The organism is Streptomyces sp. NPDC087420 (genome assembly GCF_044744165.1).
Classification (GTDB): domain Bacteria; phylum Actinomycetota; class Actinomycetes; order Streptomycetales; family Streptomycetaceae; genus Streptomyces.
Window position 1 is genome coordinate 156439 of record NZ_JBIUXU010000001.1, and the last position, 25456, is coordinate 181894.

General features: G+C 69.3%; 20 protein-coding genes, 1 tRNA gene and 2 pseudogenes. 12 read left to right on the forward strand and 11 right to left on the reverse strand.

What is annotated here, in order from left to right; translation table 11 throughout:
* Positions 1–156: 156 nt before the first annotated feature.
* The 4 genes from ACIO1C_RS00700 (at position 157) to ACIO1C_RS00715 (ending at position 2606) form a co-directional block, all read left to right on the forward strand.
* Complete coding sequence (locus ACIO1C_RS00700; protein WP_401857967.1) at positions 157–501, forward strand: STAS domain-containing protein; 345 nt, start codon at positions 157–159, stop codon at positions 499–501.
* A gap of 122 nt (positions 502–623) precedes the next feature.
* Positions 624–1079 carry an ATP-binding protein gene (locus ACIO1C_RS00705; RefSeq protein ID WP_401856888.1) on the forward strand — a complete coding sequence of 152 codons (456 nt, stop codon included), beginning with the start codon at positions 624–626 and terminating at the stop codon, positions 1077–1079.
* 119 nt (positions 1080–1198) lie between these two features.
* The gene (locus ACIO1C_RS00710) at positions 1199–1969 is read left to right on the forward strand and encodes a cupin domain-containing protein (protein ID WP_401856889.1); all 771 of its coding nucleotides are present in this window, start codon (positions 1199–1201) and stop codon (positions 1967–1969) included.
* 172 nt (positions 1970–2141) lie between these two features.
* Complete coding sequence (locus tag ACIO1C_RS00715; protein WP_401856890.1) at positions 2142–2606, forward strand: hypothetical protein; 465 nt, start codon at positions 2142–2144, stop codon at positions 2604–2606.
* A 128-nt stretch (positions 2607–2734) separates the two neighbouring features.
* Here ACIO1C_RS00715 and ACIO1C_RS00720 read toward each other — a convergent pair whose 3' ends face one another.
* Together ACIO1C_RS00720 and cobF are read right to left on the reverse strand one after the other, a co-directional pair.
* Positions 2735–5128: a discoidin domain-containing protein gene (locus tag ACIO1C_RS00720; protein ID WP_401856891.1), complete on the reverse strand. Its 2394-nt coding sequence runs from the start codon at positions 5126–5128 to the stop codon at positions 2735–2737.
* Positions 5129–5762: 634 nt separating this feature from the next.
* Positions 5763–6572: a precorrin-6A synthase (deacetylating) gene (gene cobF, locus ACIO1C_RS00725; protein ID WP_401856893.1), complete on the reverse strand. Its 810-nt coding sequence runs from the start codon at positions 6570–6572 to the stop codon at positions 5763–5765.
* 147 nt (positions 6573–6719) lie between these two features.
* On the opposite strand from cobF, the gene ACIO1C_RS00730 reads away from it, so the two are divergent.
* From ACIO1C_RS00730 to ACIO1C_RS00740, 3 genes are read left to right on the forward strand one after another with little or no spacing between them, the layout of a single operon-like run.
* On the forward strand, positions 6720–7439 hold the full coding sequence (locus tag ACIO1C_RS00730; RefSeq protein ID WP_161308791.1) for a (Fe-S)-binding protein: 720 nt from the start codon (positions 6720–6722) through the stop codon (positions 7437–7439).
* Positions 7436–8899: a LutB/LldF family L-lactate oxidation iron-sulfur protein gene (locus ACIO1C_RS00735; RefSeq protein WP_401856895.1), complete on the forward strand. Its 1464-nt coding sequence runs from the start codon at positions 7436–7438 to the stop codon at positions 8897–8899. The genes ACIO1C_RS00730 and ACIO1C_RS00735 overlap by 4 nt, the downstream gene beginning before the upstream one ends.
* Positions 8900–8910: 11 nt before the next feature.
* Positions 8911–9585 (forward strand): lactate utilization protein C, encoded by a 675-nt coding sequence (locus tag ACIO1C_RS00740; RefSeq protein ID WP_401857970.1) that lies wholly within the window; start codon positions 8911–8913, stop codon positions 9583–9585.
* Positions 9586–9602: 17 nt separating this feature from the next.
* On the opposite strand, the gene ACIO1C_RS00745 is transcribed toward ACIO1C_RS00740, so the two are convergent.
* Positions 9603–10109, reverse strand: a complete 507-nt coding sequence (locus tag ACIO1C_RS00745) for a DUF309 domain-containing protein (RefSeq protein ID WP_401856897.1) — start codon at positions 10107–10109, stop codon at positions 9603–9605.
* 113 nt (positions 10110–10222) lie between these two features.
* On the opposite strand from ACIO1C_RS00745, the gene ACIO1C_RS00750 reads away from it, so the two are divergent.
* Positions 10223–10299, forward strand: a tRNA-Pro gene (locus tag ACIO1C_RS00750).
* Between the two features lie 233 nt (positions 10300–10532).
* Here the strand turns inward: ACIO1C_RS00750 and ACIO1C_RS00755 are convergent.
* Positions 10533–11111 (reverse strand): TetR/AcrR family transcriptional regulator, encoded by a 579-nt coding sequence (locus ACIO1C_RS00755; protein ID WP_401856898.1) that lies wholly within the window; start codon positions 11109–11111, stop codon positions 10533–10535.
* 20 nt (positions 11112–11131) lie between these two features.
* On the opposite strand from ACIO1C_RS00755, the gene ACIO1C_RS00760 reads away from it, so the two are divergent.
* On the forward strand, positions 11132–12034 hold the full coding sequence (locus tag ACIO1C_RS00760; protein ID WP_401856900.1) for an SDR family oxidoreductase: 903 nt from the start codon (positions 11132–11134) through the stop codon (positions 12032–12034).
* Positions 12035–13146: 1112 nt separating this feature from the next.
* Here the strand turns inward: ACIO1C_RS00760 and ACIO1C_RS00765 are convergent.
* The 3 genes and pseudogenes from ACIO1C_RS00765 to ACIO1C_RS00775 form a co-directional block, all read right to left on the reverse strand.
* Positions 13147–14145: pseudogene (locus ACIO1C_RS00765) on the reverse strand (MFS transporter); the annotation flags it as partial.
* 676 nt (positions 14146–14821) lie between these two features.
* Complete coding sequence (locus tag ACIO1C_RS00770; protein ID WP_401856902.1) at positions 14822–15343, reverse strand: hypothetical protein; 522 nt, start codon at positions 15341–15343, stop codon at positions 14822–14824.
* 314 nt (positions 15344–15657) lie between these two features.
* Positions 15658–16404 (reverse strand): SDR family NAD(P)-dependent oxidoreductase, encoded by a 747-nt coding sequence (locus ACIO1C_RS00775; RefSeq protein ID WP_401856903.1) that lies wholly within the window; start codon positions 16402–16404, stop codon positions 15658–15660.
* 158 nt (positions 16405–16562) lie between these two features.
* Between ACIO1C_RS00775 and ACIO1C_RS00780 the strand changes: the two genes are divergently transcribed.
* Both ACIO1C_RS00780 and ACIO1C_RS00785 read left to right on the forward strand, forming a co-directional pair.
* Positions 16563–19301 (forward strand): BTAD domain-containing putative transcriptional regulator, encoded by a 2739-nt coding sequence (locus ACIO1C_RS00780; RefSeq protein WP_401856904.1) that lies wholly within the window; start codon positions 16563–16565, stop codon positions 19299–19301.
* A 154-nt stretch (positions 19302–19455) separates the two neighbouring features.
* A complete protein-coding gene (locus ACIO1C_RS00785) occupies positions 19456–21003 on the forward strand; it encodes a GMC family oxidoreductase (protein ID WP_401856906.1) in 1548 nt (515 codons plus the stop codon).
* Positions 21004–21297: 294 nt separating this feature from the next.
* On the opposite strand, the gene ACIO1C_RS00790 is transcribed toward ACIO1C_RS00785, so the two are convergent.
* From ACIO1C_RS00790 to ACIO1C_RS00805, 4 genes and pseudogenes are all read right to left on the reverse strand, one after another.
* Positions 21298–22149, reverse strand: a complete 852-nt coding sequence (locus ACIO1C_RS00790; protein WP_401856908.1) for a prephenate dehydratase — start codon at positions 22147–22149, stop codon at positions 21298–21300.
* Between the two features lie 19 nt (positions 22150–22168).
* Positions 22169–23056 (reverse strand): hypothetical protein, encoded by an 888-nt coding sequence (locus tag ACIO1C_RS00795; protein WP_401856910.1) that lies wholly within the window; start codon positions 23054–23056, stop codon positions 22169–22171.
* A 276-nt stretch (positions 23057–23332) separates the two neighbouring features.
* Complete coding sequence (locus tag ACIO1C_RS00800; RefSeq protein ID WP_401856912.1) at positions 23333–23716, reverse strand: NAD(P)-dependent oxidoreductase; 384 nt, start codon at positions 23714–23716, stop codon at positions 23333–23335.
* 61 nt (positions 23717–23777) lie between these two features.
* Positions 23778–24611 (reverse strand): annotated as a pseudogene (locus ACIO1C_RS00805) (IS630 family transposase); the annotation flags it as partial.
* Positions 24612–24976: 365 nt separating this feature from the next.
* Between ACIO1C_RS00805 and ACIO1C_RS00810 the strand changes: the two are divergent.
* Positions 24977–25456, forward strand: a complete 480-nt coding sequence (locus tag ACIO1C_RS00810) for a hypothetical protein (protein WP_401856913.1) — start codon at positions 24977–24979, stop codon at positions 25454–25456.

A 25456-nucleotide genomic window follows, 5' to 3' on the forward strand; every position in this document is an offset into this window, starting at 1 on the left:
GGGGCGGCTCCGGAGCAGTGAACAGATTGTTGCTCACAAGAGAATGTTGTCAAATGGCAACTATCACTTCTATCGTGGGTGCCACCGTGTTGTGAACGCCCCTTCCGCCGCCCCGAAGGAACTACCGTGCTACCTCCTCACAACGCAGGCCGGACCGTGGGAGTGACGGCGCGACAGAACGGCGACTCCGCCGTTCTCACCGTTTCCGGTGAGCTCGACCTCGACAGCGTCGCGCCCCTCGCCACGGCGCTGACCCACTCGGGCGAGTCCGTCACGGGCTCCGTCGTCGTGGATCTGGCCGGAGTCAGCTTCGCCGACTCCACGACGGTGAACGTGCTGCTCCAGGCCCGCGCCACCCTCGGCCCCCGGCTGCGCCTCGCCCGGCCCTCCGCCTTCGTACGGCGCCTGTTCGCCGTGATCGGCCTGGAGACGGCGCTGCCTTTGTACGAGACGGTCGAGGCGGCTCTCACCGCGGACGCGGGGGAGAGGGAGGCCCGGTGACCCCGGGGAAATCGCCTCGCGGACCGGGTCACCGCCTCTGAGGGTCTTCGCTCGCGGCTGCGGGGGTACACGTCGGGACGACCGACGCCGCAAGACGTGACCGATCTTCGGGGTGAGCCGACATGTACCACCCGCACCATCCCTCTCATTCGAACCATCCGACCCCCTGGCAGCGCCCACACCCGCACGACAGCCCGTTCCCTCCTCCTGCGGAGTGCGATTCCCGGCCACAGCTGGCGGCCGACGCCCGTGACGCGGCCTACGGCTTCCTCGCGGGCCTCAGTCCGACGCCCTCGCCGCGCAGGACCCAGGACGTCATCCTGGTCGTGTCCGAGCTGGTGGCCAACGCGCTGCGGCACGCGGGGGACGTCACGTCCCTGCGGTTGCGCGCGGACTGCCGGAGCCTCCAGGTCGCCGTGGACGACCCCAGTCCCGCGCAGCCGCAGGACCGCACCCCCGATCTCACCGGCAGGACGGGCGGGTTCGGCTGGCCGATGATCCAGCGCCTGGCCGACAAGGTCACCGTCCTGCCACGCCCGGACGGCGGGAAGACCATCCGGGCGGTGCTCGCCCGCTGAGGCCCGGGGCCGGTGCTCCGGACCGGCGCTCCGGGGCCGCGAGGCCACGGCGAATCCACGCCACGCGCGTTTTCCCGCCGCCGCGGGCGCGCATCCTTCCGGGAGACGGAAGGAGTCCCATGGAAGAGCTGCGAGAGCGGGCGGAGCACAGCACGCGTGAGGCGGCGGCCGGATTCGCCGGGCTGCCGGGAGCGGTCGCGGTCTCGCACCTGGCCGTGTACGACTGGGAGGCCGCCGACGGGCTCCGGGGCGGCACCCCGCACCTGCACCTCACCTGCTCGGAGGGGTACGTCGTGACGGCGGGCCGCGGGGCCGTCCAGACCGTGACGGAGACCGACGGCTTCGCCACCACGCCCCTGGGGCCGGGCGGCCTGGTGTGGTTCACCCCCGGGACCATCCACCGGCTCGTGAACGAGGACGGGCTGCGCCTCGTCGTCCTGATGCAGAACAACGGACTGCCCGAGGCCGGGGACGCGGTGCTGACGCTGCCACCGCCGTACCTCACCGACCCGGAGACGTACGCGCGAGCCGTCCGTATCCCCGAGGGCACCGAGGCCGAGCAGGCCTCCGCCGCCCGCCGGCGGCGCGATCTGGCTGTCGAGGGCTTCGCGGCGCTGCGTACGGCGGGGGAGCGCGGCGACCCGGAGCCCCTGCGGGCGTTCCACCGGGCCGCCGCCGCGCTGATACGGCCCCGGCTGGCGGACTGGCGGGCCCGCTGGGAGGCCGGGGCGGCCGAGGCGGCACGGCGGACCGGGGTCCAGCTCGACCGGCTCGCCGCGGGCGACTCCTCGCATCTGGCCGAGGCGCGTCTGCGCTCCCGGCTCCCGGACGTCCGGGGCCGCTTCGGCATGTGCGGGCGGCTGGACACGTATTACCTCGGCGACGCGTGAGCCGTAGGCCGTACGCCGTGTGCCGTGTGCCGCCGGGGACGTATGAGACCTGTGCCGATCGTCCCGGAACGGCAACAGCGCCCGGCGCGGTACAACCCGTACCCCCCGGGCCTTGTCTGATCCAGTGACCAGCCCGGGACCACGGGCGCAGCACAACAAACGGGGTATCCACATGTTCCGCGTCACCGCACGCTCCGCCAGGCGTTCCGCCGTCGCGGCGGCCGGCGTCGCCGCCGCCGTCGGCCTCGCCCTCTCCGCGACCCTGCCGGCTTCCGCCGCGACCGCCACCGACCCGAACAACCGCTACACGGCGGCCGAGATCCGTACGTTCCTCCAGGACTTCTACGGCGAGCAGGGCCCGGGCCCCTTCGCCCGCAAGTACGGCATCTCCCCGCACCTCGCCCAGCGGGTGAAGGACACCGACGGATTCGACCTGCTCCTCTGCGCGCAGAACACGCCGCAGTCGATCGACATCGGCCCGGCCACGACCGCGCAGTCCCTCGGGCGGGGCTGGGCCACGGTGACCGCGCACTGGGGCGGGAGCGGCGCGAACACCTCCTCCTTCAAGGCGTACGTGGATCTCGACGCCACGTACACGATCCAGCTGCTCGACGTCGACTGCGAGCCGGACAGCTGACCGGACGGCTGACCGGTCGGCTACCGGACAGCCGACCGGACACCTGACCTGACCGCGGCACAGCAGTGCGGGCCCGACCTTCGCGGACGGGCCCGCACGCGTGTTCCGGGCGGAGGATCACCAACTGATCAGCTGGTGTAGGCCTCCAGCTCGGAGAGCTGCCCGGCCGGCCACCCGGTGTTTCCGGTGATGTTCACCCGCAGGTAGCGGGTGGACGTACCGTCCAGGGTGATCGTCACGGAGTTGCTGTTGACCGACGGGTTGAAGGTGTAGCCCGCCGAGGCCTTGAGGGTGCTGAACGAGGAGTTGTTGGTGCTCCCCAGCACACTCAGGGTCTGGGTACGGGTCGCCCACGCAGCCGCGGGGGGCAGCTTGAGGACAACCCGCTTGATCGCCTTCGCCGCTCCGAGGTCGACGGTGACGGACTGGGGGAAGGCGTTGTTCGTGCTCTCCCAGTACGTGCCGGCGTTGCCGTCCACCGCGTTGCCCGCGCCGTACACGTCGGCGTGACCGGACTCGGCGATCGGGCGGCCCTGGGCCTGGTTGCCCGTGTCCGCCGGCGGGGTCGTCGGGGGAGTGGTGGGCGGGGTGGTGGGCGGCGTGGTCGGGGGTGTGGTGGGCGGGTCGGTGGGCGGGTTCGTACCGCCCTGCGGGACACCGCCGTTGGTCCACACCGGGGCCGGCCACTGGCCCGTGCAGGCCGGCGGGTTCGCGTACCAGCCGGAGTTACCCGCGCCCTGGGTGATCTGGAAGCCGGTTCCGACACAGTTGTGGATCGGATTGGACTGGGCGATGTGGGTGGCCTTGACGTTGGTGAACGTGGCCTTGCCCGGCGACTGGATCTGGAGCGCGTACGTCCCCGCGCCGTCGATCCGGATGTTGTTGAAGTTCAACGCGTTCGTCGCGCCCTCGATCAGGTGGATCGCGGCGTACGAACTGTCCAGGATCTCGCTGTCGGTGATGTTGATGGTGCCGTTGACCGGTTCGTTGAGACCGCTGAACCAGACGGCGCCGACCCCGAACTGCCAGTTGTAGTCGTTGTTCCCGGCCCGGATCAGGGTGTTGCGCGCGGCGGTCGTGGTACCCGAGACCGCCGTGCCCTGACCGGAGTTGACCCCGGGATAGCGGTTGGCGATGTGCAGCCCGCCGCCGTTGGTGATGGTGTCCGACATGACGTTGTCGGAGATGGTGATGTCCTTGCCGCCGTACGTGACGATGTTGTTCGCCAGGATCGGCAGGATCACCGTGTTGAACGTGAACTTGTTGTTCACGTTCGGCACGTTCTCGGCCCACATGGCCAGGCCGTCGTCACCGGAGTTGCGTACGAAGGTGTTGGTGACGGTGGAGTTGGTGACGCCCATGTGGAAATTGACGCCGTCCGCGGTCTGGTCGAGGATGCGGCTGTTCTTGATGGTGAAGTTGTTCATCGGGCCGTCCATCCAGGCGCCGCACTTGGTGTGCTGCATCCAGATGTTGTCGACCGTGGAGTCGGACATGGCCCCGCCGATGGCGTTGACCTGGTCGTTGTCCTCGCGCTCGCGGATGTCACCGATGATGGCGAAGTTCTTCAGGGTGACGTTCCTGCTGCCGCCCTGGTTGGCGTACTTGCCGTACACGCCGACCGCCTTGGCGCGGTTGGACGGATCGCGTCCGGTCAGCACGCTGTACCAGGGGCCCGCGCCCGCGAGGGTCACCTGGTCGACGATGATGTGGTCGCGGACCTGGAACGTGCCCTCGGGGAGGTAGACCTGCTTGCCCTGCGTCCGGCCCGCGTCGACCGCGGCCTGGATCTTGGCCGTGGAGTCGGTGGCCCCGGACGGGTCGGCGCCGAAGTCGGTCACCACGTCCAGCGCGCCGGCCGGCTTGCCGATCGGCGCCGCCACCTGCTCGAAGTCGGCGAGGTCGATGGTGAAGGTCGGCGACGCGGCCGTGGAGGAGACCTGGAGCCTGATCTTCGTACCGGTGGGCAGGGTCGACCCGAACATCGTGCGGGTCTCGTCGTAGAAGTGGTGCGGGTTGGTGTCGCCGGGGTTGTTGTTGAAGGGGTAACCGCCGTAATACCAGCCGTACTTGGAGGTCACGGGCACGCTCTTGAGGGAGGTGCCGTTGACGCGCAGGTCGACAGCGGCGTCCCGGCCGGTGCCCGCGGAGTTGTCGGGCAGTGAGTAGCGGAACGTCATCGCGTTCGCCGGTGCGGTGAGGGTGAACTCGACGTACTCACCGACCGCGTCCAGCGTCACGGCCTGCCGGCCCGACGCTTCCGAAGGCAGCGAACCGTAGAGGCGGTTGGGGCCGATCAGGGTCCCGTTGGTGGCGGCGTACTCGGCCTCCTGCTCCTTGAACGGCACTGTCGCGCCGCGGCCGGGAACGTTGAGGGGGGAGGGGGCGGGGACCGCCGCGGCTTGCGCGGCGGGTGCGGTCGACAGCACCACAGCGGTGGCCGTCCCGGCCACGGCGAGGGCCAGCGAGACCGATGCGGATATGCCGCGCCGAAGCAGACGGCGTCTCGGAGGGAGTGTCACAGACATACGTCCTTGCGGCTCGTGGGGACTCTGCGGACGCGAAAAGGCTAGGAGTGGGACCGCAGGAAGTCTATGAATCTGCGCAAATTTTGAAGCCTGACGTAAAAATCATCGACCCGGAGGAGTATGCGGAAGGGTGTATACCGGTCGTACGTGTGCAACTTCCCCAGAGGTGTGCGGCCTTGAGCAGGGGGAGGGCGGGAAATCCCTAGGGGCGACCGGCCTGAGGGCGGGTGCAAAAAACAGGCCAAATGAGGCAAGCGGACGGGATCATGCCGACCGCCCCCGGCGAGCGCCCTTTTGCCTCTCCGCGCAAAGGCTGTCGGACGGCGGCGGAAGGTGGTTATGGTCGCTGCACCGTCCGCGGAAGCGGGGGGGCGGGTGCGGGGGCCCGACGGGGACGGCAACGGGGGAACTGTCGGCTGCTGTCACCGTGTCGTACACCGTGGCTCAGGTCCGGAGGTCGCCGAAGGGCGTTCTCCGGGCGCACGGCGCGTACGACCCGGTGACAGCAGCCGATGGTCCGCGGTGCCGCTGATGCCGTGCTGCTTGCTGATCCGCGGTGCTGCTGATCCGCGGTACCGCCGATATGCGGTACCGCCGATATGCGCGGCGCCTACGAGGCGCCGCGGGGTCAGTCCCGTCGCAGCAGATACGTGTCCATGATCCAGCCCTTGCGCGCCCGCGCCTCGGCCCGCAGCTCCTCGATCCTCCCGGCGACCTCCGAGAGCCGCCCGGAGACCAGGATCTCGTCCTCGGTCCCCACATAGGCGCCCCAGTAGATGACCGGGTCGTCCGCCAGGTGGTGACGGAACGACTGGTGCGCGTCCAGCATCACCACGACGTCGTCCGCGTCCTGCGGCCATCCCTCGGCCAGCCGCCGGCCCGTGGTGATCTGGACGGGCCTGGCGACGCGGTTCAGCCCGATCCGGTGCTTCGCGGCCAGCGCGGAGACACTGCTGATGCCCGGGATCACCTCGTACTCGAAGTGGACCGTGCCCCGCTCCAGGATCTCCTCCAGGATGGCGAGCGTGGAGTCGTAGAGGGAGGGGTCGCCCCAGACGAGAAAGGCCCCGACGCTCCGGTCGCCGGTGTCGGAGCCGCCGTCTCCGGCCTCGGTGGTGCCGTCGCCCAGCTCGTCCGTGATCATGCGCGCGTAGAGGTCGGCGCGCCTGCCGCGCCAGTCGTCGACGGCGCCGGCGTACGCGGCTCCGCCGGCCGTGCGGTCCCGGTCCCTGTCCGGGTCCCGGGCCTCGACCAGCCGGTGGGGGCGGCCGGTCGCGTGCCGCTCCAGGATCTCGTGCCGGAGGCGGATCAGGTCCGACTTCTCCGTACCCTTGTCGAGCAGGAAGAAGACGTCGACCTCGTTGAGCGCTTTGACCGCCTGAAGCGTCAGATGGTCCGGGTCGCCCGCCCCGATGCCGATGACATAGATCTTTCTCACCGCACCGAGTCTGCCCCATGGCGCCCGACCGCCCGACGGGGGTGCGGACCCCACAAAGGCGGACGCGATCACCCCTCGGATGTCTGACGACCCATCAGTCGCCTGAAAGACTTTCGTATGCCCCCACGCGCGGCATATGCTCCGCCCATGCGCGCCGCCCTCTTCGTGACCTGCGTCAATGACGCCGTATACCCGTCCACCGGGATCGCGACCGTACGGCTGCTGGAACGCCTGGGTGTGGAAGTCGACTTTCCCGAGGCTCAGAGCTGCTGCGGACAACCCCAGTTCAACACCGGCTACCGCCGCGAGACGGAACCGCTGGTCCGCCGGACGACGCGGGCCTTCGAGGGGTACGAGTACGTCGTGACGCCCTCCGGCTCCTGCGCCGCGATGGTGCGCCGGCACTACCCCGAGATCGGCGACGCGGCCGCCGCGTCCCTCGCCTCACGCACCTACGAACTGACCGAGTTCCTGGTCGACGTGGTCGGCGTGACGGACGTCGGGGCGTACTTCCCGCACGTCGTCACGTACCACCCCTCCTGCCACGGCCTGCGCATGCTCGGCCTGGGGGAGCGGCCGCGCAAGCTGCTGGAGGCGGTGAAGGGCCTGGAGCTGAGAGAGCTGCCCGGCGCCGAGGAGTGCTGTGGCTTCGGCGGCACCTTCGCCGTCAAGAACTCCGATGTTTCCGCCGCGATGGGCCAGGACAAGGTACGCAGCGCCGTCTCCACCGGCGCCGGCGTGCTCTGCGGAGCCGACAATTCCTGTCTGATGCACCTCGGCGGCATCCTGAGCCGCGAGGACGCCCCGATGCGGGCCCTGCACCTGGCGGAGATCCTTGCGTCCACCGAAGAGGAGCCCTGGTCATGAGCGGTACGTATCTGGGGATGCCGGCCTTCCCGGTGGCGGCGAAGGCCGCGCTCGGCAACGAGACCCTCCGCGGGAACCTGCGGCACGCCACGCACACCATCCGCGACAAGCGGGAGAAGGCGGTGGCGGAGCTGGACGACTGGGCCCTGCTGCGGGAGGCGGGCAAGCAGATCAAGGACCACACGCTGCGCCACCTGGACCGGTACCTGGTGCAGTTGGAGGAGTCGGTGACGGCGGCCGGCGGGGTGGTGCACTGGGCCAGGGACGCGGCCGAGGCCAACCGGATCGTGGCCGGACTGGTCAAGGCGACCGGCGAGTCGGAGGTCGTCAAGGTCAAGTCGATGGCCACGCAGGAGATCGGCCTCAACGAGGCCCTCGCGGCCGAGGGCATCAGCGCGTACGAGACGGACCTCGCCGAACTCATCGTGCAGCTCGGCGACGACCTGCCCTCGCACATCCTGGTCCCGGCGATCCACCGCAACCGCGGCGAGATCCGCGACATCTTCCGCGAGCAGATGGGCGCGTGGGGCCGGGCGGCCCCCGAGGGCCTCTCCGACACCCCGGCGGACCTGGCGGAGGCGGCGCGGCTGCATCTGCGCGAGAAGTTCCTGCGCGCCAAGGTCGGCGTCTCGGGCGCGAACTTCATGGTCGCCGAGACGGGCACGCTGGTCGTGGTCGAGTCCGAGGGCAACGGCCGCATGTGCCTGACCCTCCCGGAGACGCTCATCTCCGTCGTCGGCATCGAGAAGATCGTGCCGAGCTGGCAGGACCTGGAGGTGTTCCTCCAGACGTTGCCGCGCTCCTCGACGGCGGAGCGGATGAACCCGTACACGAGCATGTGGACGGGCACCACGGACGGCGACGGTCCGCGCGCCTTCCACCTCGTCCTGCTCGACAACGGCCGCACGGACACGCTGGCCGACGAGGTGGGGCGCCAGGCCCTGCGCTGCATCCGCTGCTCCGCCTGCCTGAACGTGTGCCCCGTGTACGAACGGGCGGGCGGGCACGCGTACGGCTCGGTCTATCCCGGCCCGATCGGCGCGATCCTCAGCCCCCAGCTCCGGGGCATCGGCAGCGAGGTCGACGCCTCCCTGCCGTACGCCTCCTCCCTGTGCGGCGCGTGCTACGACGTCTGCCCGGTCGCCATCGACATCCCCGAGGTGCTCGTACACCTGCGGGAGAGGATCGCGGACCGGGGCGGGAAGGGGCACCGGCTGGAGAAGGCGGCGATCAAGGCGTCCGGGTGGGTCTTCGACCATCCCAAGGTGCTCGCGGCGGGGGAGCGGGTCGCGTCGAAGACGCGCAAGCTGCATCCGTCGCGCGTGCCGGGCGGGGCCGCGTGGACGGACAGCCGCGACCTGCCGGAGTTGCCGCCCGAGCCGTTCCGCGACTGGTGGAAGAAGAACAGGGCCGAGAAGAACAGCTCAACGAAGAACCGCGGCAAGGGGAGCACCACATGAGCGCCACGGATATGAGCCCCGGGGACCCTAGCCCCAGGGACACGAGCGCCAGGGACACGAGCGCCAGGGAAGAGATCCTCGCGCGGGTACGCGCCGCGGTGGCGGACGCCCCCGACGCGCCGCCGGCCACCCGGGACTACCGCACCACGCACACCGAGCCGGAACGCGTCGTCGAGCTGCTGGCGGAGAACCTCGCCGACTACCGCGCGCTGGTCCACCGTACGGACGAGGAGGGCCTTCCCGCCCTCGTCGCGACGCTCCTGACCACCAGGGGATCGACCACCGTTCTCGCACCACCGGGCGTCCCACCCGCCTGGTTGGCCGCACTGGGCCCCGAGATCACCCGGGTCGAGGACTCCCTCGGGTCCACCGCCCAGGAACTGAACCTCGTCGACAGCGTGGTGACAGGCTGCGCGCTGGCCGTCGCGGAGACCGGCACCCTCGTGCTCGACGGCTCCCCGGACCAGGGCCGGCGGCGGGTGACGCTCGTACCCGACCACCACATCTGTGTCGTACGGGTCGCGGACCAGGTCGTCGGATCCGTACCGCAGGCCATGCCACGGCTCGACCCGACCCGCCCCCTGACCTGGATCTCGGGCCCGTCGGCGACGAGCGACATCGAACTGGACCGGGTGGAGGGCGTACACGGCCCGCGCACGCTGGAGGTCGTGCTGGTGGAGGACTGATCAGCCCGGTCGTCCCATCAGCCCGACAGCCGGGGAGCTTCGCGGGCGGCGTCGACGGTCCCGGCCGTACGACCTGCCGCCCCCACCCCCTCCACCGGTTCGACCCGGGCGGCCAACTCCCGGGCCCAGCCCACCAGTCCGCCGATGTCGAGGCCGTGCGGGTCGTCGCGGTACGGCGCGATCCCCCCGGCACCGCGCAGCAACAGGCGCGCCCCGCCGGCCGTATTGCCCCGGGCGGCGTGGGTGAGCCCCACCGCCAGCTGCGCCATCCCCCGCCACAGCGCCCGCTCCTCGCCGGGACCGGACTTCCACGCGTCCTCGAACACCTCGTGGGCGTGGAACGGCTTCCCGGCGTCGAGCAGCAGCTGCGCCTCCCACACGGTCTCGGCGGGCGAGCGCACCACGCCCTCCGGCTGGCGCTCCACGCCCGACGCCCCGTAGGGCAGCGGCCGCCCCAACCCGTCCCGCGGCCGCGCGTTCCGCGCCCGCCCCTCACCGTCGCGGTCCCGCGGGTTCTCCGTCATCCCCCCATTGTCCGCCCGTCCACCCGGACAACCCACGTCTCGACGCCCCACGAAGTGCGGTAATGTTCTCCTACGTGGTCACGCGGGGTTCTCCCCAGTGACCCGGGATCCATCGGGACGTGGCGCAGCTTGGTAGCGCACTTGACTGGGGGTCAAGGGGTCGCAGGTTCAAATCCTGTCGTCCCGACCAGCGTTTACGCAGGTCGCAGGCGGTATCGGAGAAATCCGGTACCGCCTTTCCGTCGTTCTTGGGGACCAGTTGGGGACCAGTTGGTCTAGCGGCGTGGTCCTGGGGCTGGTTGGACGGTGAGGGAGAGGGGGGTGCGGATGGGGTTGGGTGCGGTCGGCGATCAGCGGTCCCGTTGGCAGGCCGAGTCGGACGAGCTGGGCCAGGGCGTGGACGGCATTGGCGTCATAGCTGTCTCAGCGTGTACTGATGGTGCCGCGAAGGGTCCAGCGGATCAGGTTCTCGACCCCATGCCGTGCGACGAGCCCGTCGCCGGTGGCGTGGAGGCCGGTGTAGACGATGCTCCATAACATGCGTTGGATCCACTGGGCTGGGACGGTCGAGTCGAGGTCACCATCCCGTTGTCCTCGCTGGATCTCTGCGATGAGGATCTCATCGACCGCGCTCGCGAGCGAGACGTCGGCATGGGAGGGACTCCCCTCTGTCGAGGCAAACAGGAACAGCACACGGTCACCGACATGGACCATGGCGCTGACGATCCGGTCGATTACCTCCGGCACCGGGCCGGTGCCGGGAGCAGCCTCGACGATCGCCGTGTGCAGGACAGCCCAGGAATCGCTGACGAGCGCTGACCGGAGGTGCTCGCGGTCGGGGAAGTAGCGATGGATGGTAGCCCGGCCGACGCCGGCCGCCGTGGCGATGCGGCCCAGGCTCACAGTGGGGTCCTGAGCCCACTCGCCGGCCGCCGCGTCGAGAATGGCATGGCACGTGCGCTGCCTCTGCGGTGACAACTCCATTGCCAAATCGTACTGCACGGTACCATTATGAGACTGTGATGTCTCATCTTGATAGAGTGCTGCCTTTCACTGTGGTAACCGGCGCAACTGGGATCCTCGGCCGACACGTCGTGGATGGGCTACTGAGCACCGGCCGACCAGTGCGTGCTGTGTCCCGGCGTCCCCAACAAGCCGGTCTACCCCCTCTCGTGGAGGTGGTGGCCGGTGATCTCTACGAGCCGTCAACGCTCGACACCGCCTTCAGGACGGCTACGGCCCTTGTGCTCATCGCGGTGCCCGACACCGCCGCCGAGGTTGTTGCGTGCGCGCGGGCGGCGGGCATCGAGCACATCGTGGTTGTGTCATCCGCTGCCGTGACCGCGGGCTACGACACCACCTACAACCTGCCCGTCGAGCGCGCGGTGCAGGCGTCCGGGCTCGACTGGTCGATCGTCCGGCCCGGCGAGTTCGCCACCAACGCCCTGCTCATCTGGGGACCGTCCATCCGCTCCGGCCGACGGGTGATTGAGCCGTTCCCCGACCAGGCCGGCAACCCGATCCACGAGCGCGACATCGCCGACGTCATCATCGCCGACCTGCTTGATTCCGACCGCCGTGGACGCGTTGACACGATCGTGGGCCCCGACACGCTCACCAAGCGCGAACAGGTCGCCTCCATTGCCACGGCAATCGGAGACGACATCGCCCTCGACGAGGTGACGCCCCAACAGGCGCTCAGCTTCTACCGCCGGCAAGGGGGGTTCGCCGCCGACAATGCCGACTGGCTGTCCGGCTTCACAAGCTACGACGGAGTGGAAGGGGTTACCGACGAACCCCGCGAAGCGAACCTCGATCTCGACGGCACCTACCTCACGCTCGCCGAAGTCCTCGGCCGCCCGGGCCGCTCCTACGCGCAGTGGGCACGCGACCACGCCTGCGACTTCACCGGGTCCGTCGACTGAGCCGCTCTGGCCTCGTCCACGGTGAGAAGGGATTGACGTGCAGGATGCCGGCGAGGTTCTTGGTCGAGTACCAGGTGCCGGAGAGCGGGGAGGGTGACTCGCCGGTGTTGGTTGCTTCGGGCGGGGCGGAGGGGGCGGCCATGGAGTTCTGGGAGTAGGCGGGACGGCCGGCGGCGGTGTGGTGTGAGGCGGAGGGGGCGCGTGGGAGCAATTCACACGTCGGGTCTCCGAAACTTCCCCGGTTACCGAAACCGGCGATCACCTGCTACAAAGCCGCCGCCACACGCGGGCACAACTCGTGCCATCCCAGCCAAGACAGAGCCGTGTACGCCACGGCGGGACACGATGCCCTGTCCAGCCTGGAGGCAGTAGGGCAAGCGTGATCCTTCTTCACGCCGCAACCGTCATCGGGAAGCCCTCGACCCGTTCCCGATGACGCACCATGTGGAGTGTGTGGCGATCCTTGAACCTGCCGTGAAGGGCCGCTGACTTGGGGCTTTGGTGGGTGCGCATGATGTGCTCTATGTGCTTTAAGGGCGATATCTTGACGCTGAAATGACGCTCTCAGAGGTATCTTGACGCTCATTTGACGCTCTTTCTGATGGAGCGTCAGGTGCTCTGGAGTGCTGGTCGGGGTACGTGGAGATGGCGTCCGATCAGGCAGGATGTTCGAACTTCGCAGTGCCAGGTGGTGGTCCAGAGCCGTAGGGGAGCGGGGTGCCGCGCGCTGGTGCGGTCTCGTTGAGGACTTTTTCCCTTGATCTCCGCAGGTTTGGCGAGCGGAGGACCCTCGCGCCGGCCGGGAGGCCCGCTCGGCCTGGGGCGCGGTTCGAGGGCTCTCCGGAACACTTCCGCACCGGCGGGGAAGACCTCGGCGACGACCACCGGCCGCGTCCGGCCGACGGAACACTCCCGCGCGCAGTCGTCGAGGGCATCTGCCAGGTCGCTTTGGAGAACGTTGTGAGATCTCGGGTGGTCAGTGGCATCAACGAAGCGATCACACAGGGAAATCGGGCCTGCTCCTACGTCGTCGGCGGCAAGAGCAAGGGCCAGACGGTCCAGACCATCGACCGCCGCTGGGGCAAGGTGGTTCGGGCTCACGTTGGGTTAGCTCATCTGCTTTTGCGAAAAGCGCCTTGTCCGGGAAAGGGAATCGAACTACACCCTTTCGGGGAAATGCTCAGCCACGCGTACGCCTCACCGGTGCGGCGCGCCGGTGTGAGCGCGTCCGTGGCCACGTACGAACAAGCGACGACAACGGTGAGGAACGCACCGGGCACGGCGACCGCACAGGTGGCCGCGTACGGTCCCAGGAGGGCAAGGAGCGGGAACCATCCGACGAGGAACGCGGCCACGGCTGCGATCAGTCGGTCGCGGGTGGCGCCGGTCCAGGCGCGGCGTGCATAGGCGGGGCCGCCGAGGAAGCTGCCGGTCGAGAACGCGGCGGGGATGATCCCGGAGAGCATGTCCTGGCCGTGCTGCTCGGCCATCGCGAACGACCACACGTTCATGACCCCGATCGCGAATCCGATCCCAGTCAGGGACATGAACAGCAACACCGGGCCCCGGCTGGCCAGACCCCGCGCCGACCGGATGTCCGTACCGGCGGACGGTGCGGGACGCCAGCGGCGGGAGGGCGGTGTGCAGGCGACCGCGACGGTGCCGGTCAGACCGAGGGCGGCGGTGACGGTCAGCGCGACAGCGGGGCTGTACGCGGAGGCGAGCGCGGCCACGAGCAGCGGGCCGACGATGTACAGGAGGCCCTGCGAACCGGTATCGAGAGCGAGTGCCGCGTGCCGCAGCCGTGGGTCGGGCAGCACGCTGGGCCACAGCACCCGGAGACCGGCCTCCAGGGGAGGAGTGGTCAGGCCGGCTGTGACGACGATGGCTGCGGCGAGACGCGATCCGCCGTACGGTCCGACCAGGGGCAGGGCCACCAGGAAGGCTGAGTTGAGTAGGGCGGCCGGCAGGTGCACGGTGCTTTGGCCGTGGCGGTCCATCAGGCGTCCCTTGACCGGCTGAGCCAGCGAGGAGGCCAGCCCGTACAGGGCGCTGAGCAGTCCGCCGAAGGCGATGCTGCTGTCACTCGCGGTGGCCCACGGGAGGATGGCGACGGGGCCTTCCCTGTCAAGCCTTTCTGTTCAACTCGGGAAGCGCGGTTGGTCAATAGCCTTGCGCTGTGCTGGGACTACCGAGGTCCCCGGGGCGCTGTCAAGGGGTTGGCAGAGTGCAAGGGCGAGCCGGGAGCCGCGATCACTTGCCGGGACACGGGGGTGGCGGACAGTAAGGTCCATGGCGGAGAGCGCGCCCTCGTGGATGTGCCGGGCCAGGCGATCGCGGTGCAGGACATCGAACATGGAAGCGATCAGGTGCGTGGCTTCCGGGCGTCGAACAGAGAGGAACCCGCCGTCCATCTCGATGGCACGGCGTGGGCGCTCAGGTTCCTCGAGGGCTCTGCACGGTTGTATGGAGCGGCTCGCCGGGCGGGGGCTTGGGCCTGCGGGAGGGTACTTGGCGTGCTGACGCCTCGTATCCGAGCTCAGTGAGTTTTGCTGTCTCTGCTGGGGTAGCCGGATCATCGGCCGCAAAACCAACGAATACGGCTGACCTGGGATGATCCGGTGGTCACTCAGCAGACGGTGGACGTGCGGGCGTACCCGGGCTCGACGACGACGAGGACGGGGCGCAGGACTGACCGGAGCGATGGCTGTCACCTTGAAGCTCGACGCCTACCTCGACGGCGCTACGGCCGTGCTGGGAACAGACGGCTGAGCGTCTGAAGCACCCTCACCCCGTGACCGTCATGCGGATGAAGGCTGGACCGGACGACTCCCGATACGTCATCGGGTTCCCAGGGCCCCTTGGAGTCTCGTGCACGACGGAGGGACCGCCCTGCCTCGCGGCGAGGTAGACCCGTTCCGTGCCGTTGGTCGGCGCGGCGCAAGGTTCCCGGCCGACGAGAAGGTCGACCCGGCTCAGGTCGGCGAACTCCGGCACGGCCACATCGGCCAGTTCGGCTGCCGTACGCGAGACATCCAGAGTGCTGCCGACACGACGGCCCGCCTCGCTGAGCAGGCGCAAGCGGGCTCGGGAGATCGTCAGTTTTCTGAGACGTTTGTGCTGTTCCTCACGGAGGCGGCAGACGACGAGACTGATGACGAACGCGAGAAACACCGCCGGAACCGTGATGAAGCGGTCGCGCGCGGCGACTTCCTGGATGCCTGCCCCGTAGACACTGGCCACCGCGCCCAGGTCCGCGAACCCAACCACGAAGGTCAGCCGAACAGGGAGGAGGGCGCTCGCGATCAACTCGGCCAGGATCGAGTACCCGGCCCAGGGAAAGAGGCCAGAATCGACACTCAGCTGGAGGAAAGCGATAAGGCCGATAAGGGCCAGGAGCAGCCCGGCCAGTTTGTGGTCACGGTTCCACTTGGGAATGCCTCCGCAGCGTTGTAGACGCGGAACCGGGTTGCGGCTTTGTGCTGGTTACACCGCGGGCCCACCCGCTACGGCGTGTCACCGGAGCTAGATCGGAGCGACACCGGGTGGCAGAACCCTTCGCGGGAGGGCGCGTGAGCCGGCGTGATCCCGCCCCGGGATCACGCCGATCCGTGTCTTCGTGGTCAGATGGCCGTGCGGCCGCCGTCGACGTTGAGGACGACACCGTTGACGAAGCTGGCGTCATCACTGGCGAGGTAGGCGATCGCGGAGGCGATCTCGGCCGGGTCTGCGACGTAGCCCAGGGGAGACTGCGCGGCCAGCCCTTCCAGCGCGTCGCCCAGAGGCGCCACAAAGGGGGTGCGGGTGGTACCCGGGCTGACCGCGTTGACGCGTACGCCGGAGGGACCGTACTCGGCGGCCCAGTTCTTCGTCAGCAGGCCCAGGGCTGCCTTGCACGCTCCGTATACGGCCATGCCCGGGATGGCGAACTGGCCGGCCATCGACGTGATGTTCACAATCGCGCCGCTGCCCCGCTCCACCATCGTGGGAGCGATCGCGCCCACGAGGCGGAACGGGATCTTCACGTTGAGGGTAAAATGGTTGTCGTACAGTGCCTCGTCGAACCCGGCGGTGGCGCCGAGAGCACCGATCGCGGCGTTGTTGACCAGGATGTCGATCCGGCCCCCGGCCGTATCGAGAGCCAGTTCGGCGAGAATGTCGGCGGAGCTGGCGTCGGACAGATCGGCCCGGAGGAAGTCGGCCTTGCCGCCCGCGGCACGGATCACGTCCACGACTTCGTCCCCCCGTTCCTGGTCCCGCCCGGTGATGAGGACGTACGCGCCCTGACCGGCCAGGACCGTCGCGGTGGCCCTGCCGATGCCGCTGGTCGATCCGGTGACGAGTGCGTTCCTGCCGGTTATGTCCCGCACGGTTGTCATGATGGTGGTTCTCCAATGTGCAGTAATTTCCAGGTCGGCCTGCGCGGTCGGCCATGTCTCGCATCCAACCCGGCCGGTATCGACGCGGTATCACCGTTGGATCACCACCGAGGTCAGCGGCCTGATCGCGAAGCTCGAGGAGAACGCCGATGAGCAGAGGTCTGTCGTTCACCGTTCTCGGCCCGGTGACCGCCCGTCGGCACGGCGTCGAACTCACTCTCGGCTCGCCGCAGCAGAAGGCCCTCCTGGCCGCGCTGCTGCTGCATGACGGCGCGCCGATGTCGATCGACGAGATCGCCGACGCCCTGTGGGGCAATGACGTTCCGGCGACCGTTGCCGGAGTTGTGCGGACATACGTCTACCGATTGCGCCGTGCCCTGGGCGACGGCACCGGAGGACCCGTGATCCGTTCGGGTTTCGGCGGATACGAGCTTCCGCTCGAGCCCGGGGAGCTCGACCTCGGTGTCTTCCGCCGGCATGCCGCCGAGGCCGAGTCCGCCCGGCGCTCCGGCGCCCCCGGACGGGTCGTCTCCGCATTGCGGGCCGCCCTCGACCTGTTCCCGGGCACCGCGCTGGCCAGACTGCCCGGCCCGTACGCCGAACGGCAACGCGACGCGCTGGACCGGATGCGCTCGTCCGCTCGTAACACGCTGCTACAGGCCGAGCTGGACCGTGGCGGACACACCTGGGTGGTCGACGAGCTGACCGCCCTGGTCGCGGACCGGCCGTTCGACGAACGGCTGCGCGAGATGCAGATGGTCGCGCTCTACCGCTGCGGGCACCAGGCCGAAGCGTTGTCCGCGTATCAGGAGGCGCGCCGGGTGCTCGCCGACGAGCTGGGCGTCGATCCGGGAGTAGGGCTGCGAACGCTTCACGAACGCATCCTGAAGGCCGATCCCGGGCTGGCGGTCGCGCCGAGCGTGGACGAGGAGCCGGTGTCCCGGTCCGCTCCCGTCACGGCCGCGGCGCAGTTGCCGCCGGACCTGAGCGTCTTCTCCGGCCGGGCGGAACATCTCCGCGAGGCCGTCGGGCTGCACGCGCGACCGCGGACCGGACCCGGCCCCACGATTGGCCTGGTGACAGGCACCGCCGGGGTCGGCAAGACCATTTTCGCGGTGCATTGGGCCCACGCGGTGTCGGACGATTTCCCGGACGGCCAGGTGTACGTCAATCTCCGCGGATTCGACCCCACCAGCCCCCCGACATCGCCGGACGAAGCGGTGCGCATCGTCCTGCAATCGCTCGGCGTCGCCGCTGACCGGCTTCCGGCCCATCCCGAGGCGCAACACGCGTTGTACCGCAGCACCCTCGCGGAACGCCGTCTCATCCTTCTGCTCGACAACGCACGCGACGCTCAGCAGCTCCGTCCGCTGCTCGCCGGCGGACCAGCCTGTCTGGTGATCATCACCAGCCGTGCCCAGCTGGGCGGGATCGTAGCCGTCGACGGTGCTCATCCGATCCACCTGGACCTGCTCAGAAAAGCGGAGGCCATTGATCTGCTCCAGCGGCGCCTGGGCAAACAGCGGATGGCGGCGGAGCCGGAGGCGGTGCAAGAGCTCGTACGACTGTGCGCCGGCCTTCCGCTCGCCCTCGCCCTGGTCGCGGCGCGGGCCTCGTCGCGTCGCGATTTCAAGCTCCGTGACATCGCCGCCGAGGTCTCGGGCAACGGCCTCGACGCACTCGGTGCGGGCGACCCGGCCAGTGACGCCCGCAGCGTGTTCTCCGCGTCGTACGCCGCCCTCAGCGAATCCTCGGCACGAGTCTTCCGCCTGCTCGCACTGCATCCCGGCCCGGGCATCACCGTCGCCGCCGCCGCGGCGCTGGCGGATGTGCCCCACCGCACGGCCGGCAACGCCCTGCGCGAACTGGCCGAGGCCGTCCTGTTGCTTGAGGAGCGGCGGCCCGGACGCTACTGCTGGCACGACCTCCTACAGGCGTACGCCGGCGAGATCGACACCGGGATCGACCGGGCCGACCGCTGGAACGACGCACGGCGCAGGTTCTTCGACCAACTTCTCCGGAGCACCGCGAACGCGGCCTCGGTTCTGGACCCGTCCCGCACGCGGTACACCCCGGACCTCCCGGTCGGCGACGTCGTGGCGGAGCACCCGGCCGACTACGCCGCGGCGCTGACCTGGACGGCGCGCGAGCATACGGTGCTGCTGGCCGCCGTCACCGCCGCAGCGGCGACCGGGTTCCCCCGCCACGCCTGGCACCTGGCCCGGGAGCTGGAGACATTCCAGATACGCGTCGGCCACTGGACGGAGATGGCCACGGTCCAGCGGGTCGCGCTCCAGTGCGCCCGGGACCTGGGCGACGTGGTGAAGCAAGCCGGGGCACATCACTCCCTCGCCAAGGCGCGGCAACTGCTGGGCGACCACGAGGCCGCCTACGCGGCGGCAGCCGCGGCAACAGGCGCGTACCAGGCAGCCGGGCACCGGCGCGGCGAAGCGGACGCCCTGGGCAGCCTGGGCGAAGCGGCCGCCTCACTCAAGCAGTTCGAGAAGGCGATCGGACACTACGAGGCCGCCATCGCCCGGCACCACGAACTCGGTGATGTCCTTGAGGTGTCGGCCCTCCGCGACAGCCTCGCGCTGGTGCACCTGCGGAAGGGCCGTCCCGAGGCATCGCTGCCCGCCCTGATGGCGGCGCCGACATCATTCGCGGAACCGGAGGTGACCTACTTGGTCGCGGAGAGCTTCGCGTACGTCGGTGATGCCCACGCGGCCGGGGGCGACACGGCGGCCGCCCTCGACTCATGGCGGCGCGCCAGTGATCTGCTCGCTGAGCTGACCGCTCCGGAGGCGGTCACACTGCGTCAACGGGTGTCGGGGTGGACCGCGGCCGCGGGTCGTCGCCCCGATTCGGCGGCGCACCAAGGTTCCTGATCCACCGTCCTCAACGGCCTGCACCGGGCCGGCTGAGCGGCGTAGACAAGTTGTGCATGCGAAATAGACATCGGCTCATTAGCGTCGACCCTATTCATCGTTCGCGGAACCGTCGGACAGGACGTGCGAACTTTCCGGATAAATGGGGACGGCATTGGAGAACGTCTACGATCACGTCATCATCGGTGGGGGGACCGCCGGCGCCGTGCTGGCCGCCCGGCTGTCGGAAGACCCTGACGTCCGTGTGGCCCTTCTGGAGGCCGGAGCCGGGGAAGGGCCCGCAGCCATGTCGGATGCCGATCCCGTGGCAGCGATCGGTCTGTGGGGCTCACCCGTGGACTGGAACTACAGGACACTGCCTCAGGCAGGTACCGAGAACACTGTCCATATCTGGCCCAGAGGGCGGGTACTGGGCGGTTCCAGCAGTATCAACGGCATGATTCACCTGCGTGGCCACGCGTCGAGCTACGACGCCTGGGAGAACCAGGGCGCCGTGGGCTGGAACTACCGGGACATGCTGCCGTTCCTCATGCGCAGCGAGCGGGCCGAGGGCGGAGATCCGCGTTTCCGGGGACAGGAGGGTCCCATGATCATCGAGGAGCCGCCCGTCGCCGGTCCTCTCGCACAGAGCCTCCATGACGCGGCGGCCGACGCGGGCTTCCCTCGTTGTGCGGACGGCAATGCCCCTGGGGCCGAAGGGGTGTTCTGGGCCGAGAGGAATGTCGTCGGAGGCCGCAGGCAGAGTGCGGCGGACGCCTATCTCCTGCCGGTGCTCTCACGGCGCAATCTCAAAGTCGTCACCGATGCGCAGGTGCGGCGGCTCGTCATCGACAACGGGCGATGCGTAGGTGCCGAGTATGTACGGGACGGCAGAGCGCGTACCGTCCGCGCCGAGCGGGAAGTCGTGCTGAGTGCGGGAACCGTCGGATCCCCGCAGCTGCTCATGCTCTCCGGGATCGGCCCTGCCGACCATCTGCGGCAGATCGGGATCCAGGTTCGTGCCGATCTCCCCGGTGTAGGCGCCAATCTGCACGACCATCCGCTGGCCTGGATCTCCTACGGGGTGAAGAAGTCCCCGGTGCCCGGCTCCTCGCGGCAGGCGATGCTCCTCACACGCACCGGCCAGGGCGGGGACCCGGACATTCTGATGAGCTTCACGTCCGTGGCGCTGAAGCCACGATGGGAGGGTGGCCAGGAGGGCTTCTCGATCCTTTTCGCGCTCGCCACCCCCGCCAGCCGGGGCAGTGTGCGCCTGCGCGGCGCGGACCCCTACTCCCATCCGCTCATCGACCCGGCGTACTTGGCCGAAGGCGGGGACGTGGACCGTATGGTCACCGCCTTGCGCATGGCACGGCACATTGCGCGGGCCGACGCCTTGTCGGTCTGGCGTGGTGACGAGATCCTCCCCGGCGGGGAGGTGGACACCGACGACGAGTGCCGTGCGTACGTCCGTCACACCGCCGGCACCTATTTCCACCCGGTGGGCACCTGTCGCATCGGCACGGACAGCGAATCAGTGGTCGATACGGCCCTGCGCGTCCACGGTATCGACGGCCTGCGGATCGCCGACGCCTCTGTGATGCCCTCGATCGTCTCGGCCAACACCAATGCGGCCGTACTGGGCATTGCCGAGCGCGCGGCGCACTTGATCGCCACCCAAGCGCTGTTCGCCGGACAGCCGTCGGCGGCCCCGCACGGCTGAATCAAGGGCCTCGGAGCCGCTGACATTGACGCCTGGGCCGAGAAGCTCACCGAAGCGCACCGGATCCTCGGCGAGGCCGGATCCGAGATCACGTTCGCGACGCCCGACCGCGCCGTACCTTCGCGTCCGTCCGGCCCAATCCACCGGCCCGGCGACTCAATCAACTGGCGGCCCTTCGCGGCCTCCTGACGGAGCGGGGAGAGGTCCTGCGGGAGGCTCCGCACGCCGACCCGGGCAAGAGCCCGACCGAGGCCGGCCGCCAGAAAGTTCCTGGACGCGGCGCGCCGGTGAACCTCAAGGTCGGTGTGCGTGATCGCGGAAGCGGCGCGGATGCGCGGGGTAGACGCCCAGAACGCGTACCTCGGAGGAGAAGAAGCGCAGTTCGTCCAGGGAGTGGGCCACGCGGGTCTCGTCGGGACTGCCCTCGATCTCGATGTAGAAGCGGCTGGGCTGCGTCCCGGCCCCGAGCTGGTAGCTCTCGATCTTGGTGAGGTTGACGGCGTTGCTGGCGAACCCGCCCAGCGCCTTGTAGAGCGCGCTGGGGATGTTGCGTACCAGGAAGAACAGGCTTGTCACCGTCGGAACGCCGGCGTCCGGCGGACGTGCCGGATCGCGCGAGAGGACGACGAAGCGCGTGGTGTTGTCCGGATCATCCTCGACACCCGGTTTCAGGACCCGCAGCCCGTGCAGCTGCGCAGCGGCCGGCGGGGCGAGTGCCGCCTGCCGGGGATCGCGCAACTCCGCCACCTCGCGAGCCGCACCCGCGGTGTCATCGCTGACGAGGGTCCGCCAGCCGCCCTCCCGCAGGACCTTCCGGCACTGACTCAGTGCGTGAACGTGGCTGCGTACGGTCTCGACCTGCTCCAGCGACCCGTCCGGTACGCCCATGAGGTCGAAGCGGATGTCGAGGAAGTACTCCCCGATGATCGACAGACCGGCGTCCGGCAGGAGGTGGTGCACGTCCGCCACCCGTCCGGCCGCAGAGTTGTCCACCGGGATGACCGCGAGGTCGGCGGACCCCAGGAGCACGGCGTCGAGCGCCTGGTCGAAGCCGGTGCACGGCAGCCCTTGGCTTCCGGGGTACAAGTGGGCCACTGCCGTCGCCGAGTTGGAGCCTGGTTCGCCCTGGTAAGCGATGACTGTCATAGGGGGTGCCGTGTCCTAGTCAGGAGGTCGTGCGGGCGGAGGGGAGAAGGCTGGTCATGAACCGGGCGTGCTGTAGTACCGGCACACTCCCTGTCATGATCGATTCAAGGGGGTGAACGCTTCGGGTACGCGGCAGCGCGTACTGGTACGCCGCCGCGTACACGTCGCGTACCAGATGGTGTGATTCTTCCACCCGCTCGACGATGCCGGGGGTCACCGCCCTCGCCCCGGCGCCCGAGGCCGCGGCGAGGGTCAGGTCCCGTCGTACGGCCTCCCGCCTCCGGTCCAGCGCGGCACCCAGGCCCGCGGTCGGCGAGTCGGGCGGTACGGGCTCGGGGGCCAGCCGTGCGGTGGTCTCGAGCAGGTGCCTCGCGGCCCCCATCGCCATCGCCGTGACCGCGACCCACAGGAACTCCGCCTCCTCCGCCCGCAGCTCCCGTCCCGCCGCACAGGCGGTCAGCCCCGCCGGTATGTACAGGTCGCGCAGCCGTATCAGGAGAGCCTCGTCGTCAACCGCGCCCGAGCGCTCCAGCGCTCCGACACCCACGACGTACAGCGGATGGCACTCCGTCGCCCGCCCGTCTCCTGAGGGGGCGGACCGCAGTGCCAGCCACCGCGCCCGCCGGTACGCCGGGGGCAGTCGCCACACCCCGGAAAGCAGCCAACCCCCCTCGGCGGGCCGGATGGACAGGACGTGGTCGCCCGCGCCGTCGGCGGGAGAAGCCCCGGGAAAGGAGGCGGCCCAGTTGTGCGCCCGGCAGAACGAGTCCCATGCCCCGGTCGGATCGGCGTGGCCCAGACGCTCGTACACGTCGAACACCCGGGGCAGACCCGCATCCGGTCCGGCCGACCGGTCGTCCGGCAATTCCGTCGAGTTCGGAACGCTCAGCCATGGCGGATTCGTCATCAATACATCCCACTTGTCGAAACAACGATCTTGAAGGGCCTCCCCCGGCAACGCGTGAAGGCAGAAGGTGGCGTCAGTTCTGTATGTGGCAGGAGAAAGGGGCCACCAGCGCCGCCTACCTCGGTACATACACACGAATAGACATATTATGACTCAAGCGACCTTCGTCGCAAAAAGCCCAGCAAGGGGGATCGCTGATCTCCGGACGCGGAGCCGACATCCCACGGCTTGTTCCGGCTTCACCTGTGAAGCGTCCCACCCGGCTGGACCAGTTGATCATGGAGACTTTTCCGCTGTCAGTACCACGTTCTCGATGGCCTCGCCTCGTGCGTAGGAGTGAGGCTGTCGGCGGAGGAAACGTATCGACTCGGCCGAGAAGGCGTCGGTGAACGCTGCGGTGTGCGGTGTGATCAGAACGCCGGGAAGATGCCAAAGCGGATGCTCCCGAGGCAGCGGCTCGGGGTCGGTGACATCCAAGGCGGCACGGAGGCGACCGCGTTCGAGTTCACGGACCAACGCATCGGTATCGAGGAGCTCGCCCCTGCCCACATTGACGACCAAGGCGCCGTCCTTGAGCAGAGCCAGACGTCGGCCATCGATAATCCGTTGTTTCTCATCTGTCAAAGGTGCGCACAAGATCAGCGCATCCGCGGTGGGCAACAGCGATGATAGGTCTATGGCGCCGTAGACATGGCCGTTCGAGGACGCTGCGGTGTGCCGAGCGGCGGAGTTTGCGGGAGGTCAGCTCGGCGAACCAGCGTTCGACGAGGTTGAGCCAGGATGCCGGGGTGGGGGTGAGGTGCAGGTGGAAGCGGGGGTGCCGGAGCAGCCACTTCTTGACCGGCTCGGTCTTGTGGGTGGCGTAGTTGTCCAGGACCAGGTGGAGTTCGAGGTGCTGGGGGACGGCTGCGTCGATGACCTTCAGGAAGCGGAGGAACTCCTGGTGTCGGTGGCGGCGGTAGTGCTGGGCGATGACGGGGCCGGAGGTGATGTCCAGGGCGGCGAACAGGCTGGTCGTACCGTGCCGGACGTAGTCATGGGTCATCTTCGCCGGTGTGGCCGGCGCCATGGGCAGCACGGGCCGGGTTCGGTCCAGGGCCTGTATCCGCGGCTTCTCGTCCACCGCCAGGACCAGGGCGTTCTGGGGCGGGGCGAGGTAGATGCCCACCACGTCGCGGACCTTGGTCACGAACTGCGGGTCGGTCGACAGCTTCCAGGTCTCCACGATGTGCGGCTTGAGGCCGAACGCCCGCCAGATCCGCGAGACGGCCGACTGCGACATGCCCGCCGCCCCGGCCATCGAACGCGTCGACCAGTGTGAGTCACCCGTCGGTGGCGCCTGGTCCAGTGTCCTGGCGACCAGGGCTTCGACCTGTTCGTCCGTGATCTGCCGCGGCGCCCCCGAGCGCGGCCGGTCCACCAGGCCCTCCAGCCGGTCCGCGGAAAACCGGGCCCGCCATTCCGTACGGTCCGCCGCGTGGGTGGGCGAGACCGCGAGGGCGGAACCGCGCAGTGCGAGGGCGCCGCTGAGCACGCCTATGGATGCTGCACGCATGAAACTTCACAGTGGTCGAGCGGGGCCATGCCCATGGATCCCCTGGTGGTGGACACAGAGGTCGCATGAGGATACGTCACCACCCGGCTTACCTGGACCGGCCCGGAGCTGGGAGGACCGTGCCGTTCGAGGTACGCCGACCGGCCGGTGGGGAGCGGCACAGCGGTGTTCACGCCCTGGTGCTCCGACCGCTCCGCCCGACCGGGATCCACAGCTGGGAGTCGGCCGCGGCGCCGGTCTCCACCGGCCGCGTCCGCAGGAGTTCCGGACCTGGCCGGTTCACGTAACTGATCTTTCCCTACGAAGAATTGACGTCTATCCTGACACGTTCTGGCACATTGCTTTCCACAAGGACAGGGGCACTGGTGCGCATAACGCTCGTTGTTTCCGATGCGGACGACGTCAGGAGCAGCACCAGCGACCTTCGCCAGTGGCTCGGCCGGGACCCGGAGTTGCGGCCCCGCATGGCCCGTGCGGCGATCACCGCGCCCGAGCCGGGGAGCATGGGAGCGGCGCAGGAACTGGTGTCGCTGGTGCTGGAGCCCGGCGGTGTGGCCGCCACCCTCGGGGCCGCGCTGGTGGCGTGGCTCCAGAACCGCCGCGGAAACAGGACCGTCACCATCACTCTGCCCGACGGAACCAGCGTCACCGTTGCCTCCGAGCGGGTGCGAGGGCTGACCGCGGAGGGAACGGGCGAGGTGGCGGCGCAGGTCGCGGAGTCGATCCGGCAACGCGCCGTCACCGCCAGGGAGTCCGAGCAGACGCAGGAGGAAGAGAGCTCCGACCGGGCCGTTCCTGCCGAAGGCACTGACCTGCCCGACCAGCCGGGCAGAGCGGGGACCTGA

Excerpts from the sequence above, each read along its gene's own strand:
- ACIO1C_RS00715 (WP_401856890.1), top strand. The coding sequence starts at position 2,142 with ATGTTCCGCGTCACCGCACGCTCCGCCAGGCGTTCCGCCGTCGCGGCG.
- ACIO1C_RS00745 (WP_401856897.1), bottom strand. The coding sequence starts at position 10,109 with ATGACGGAGAACCCGCGGGACCGCGACGGTGAGGGGCGGGCGCGGAAC.
- ACIO1C_RS00710 (WP_401856889.1), top strand. The coding sequence starts at position 1,199 with ATGGAAGAGCTGCGAGAGCGGGCGGAGCACAGCACGCGTGAGGCGGCG.
- ACIO1C_RS00760 (WP_401856900.1), top strand. The coding sequence starts at position 11,132 with ATGTCTCATCTTGATAGAGTGCTGCCTTTCACTGTGGTAACCGGCGCA.
- ACIO1C_RS00735 (WP_401856895.1), top strand. The coding sequence starts at position 7,436 with ATGAGCGGTACGTATCTGGGGATGCCGGCCTTCCCGGTGGCGGCGAAG.
- ACIO1C_RS00790 (WP_401856908.1), bottom strand. The coding sequence starts at position 22,149 with ATGACAGTCATCGCTTACCAGGGCGAACCAGGCTCCAACTCGGCGACG.
- ACIO1C_RS00705 (WP_401856888.1), top strand. The coding sequence starts at position 624 with ATGTACCACCCGCACCATCCCTCTCATTCGAACCATCCGACCCCCTGG.
- ACIO1C_RS00730 (WP_161308791.1), top strand. The coding sequence starts at position 6,720 with ATGCGCGCCGCCCTCTTCGTGACCTGCGTCAATGACGCCGTATACCCG.
- ACIO1C_RS00795 (WP_401856910.1), bottom strand. The coding sequence starts at position 23,056 with ATGACGAATCCGCCATGGCTGAGCGTTCCGAACTCGACGGAATTGCCG.
- ACIO1C_RS00740 (WP_401857970.1), top strand. The coding sequence starts at position 8,911 with ATGAGCCCCGGGGACCCTAGCCCCAGGGACACGAGCGCCAGGGACACG.
- ACIO1C_RS00780 (WP_401856904.1), top strand. The coding sequence starts at position 16,563 with ATGAGCAGAGGTCTGTCGTTCACCGTTCTCGGCCCGGTGACCGCCCGT.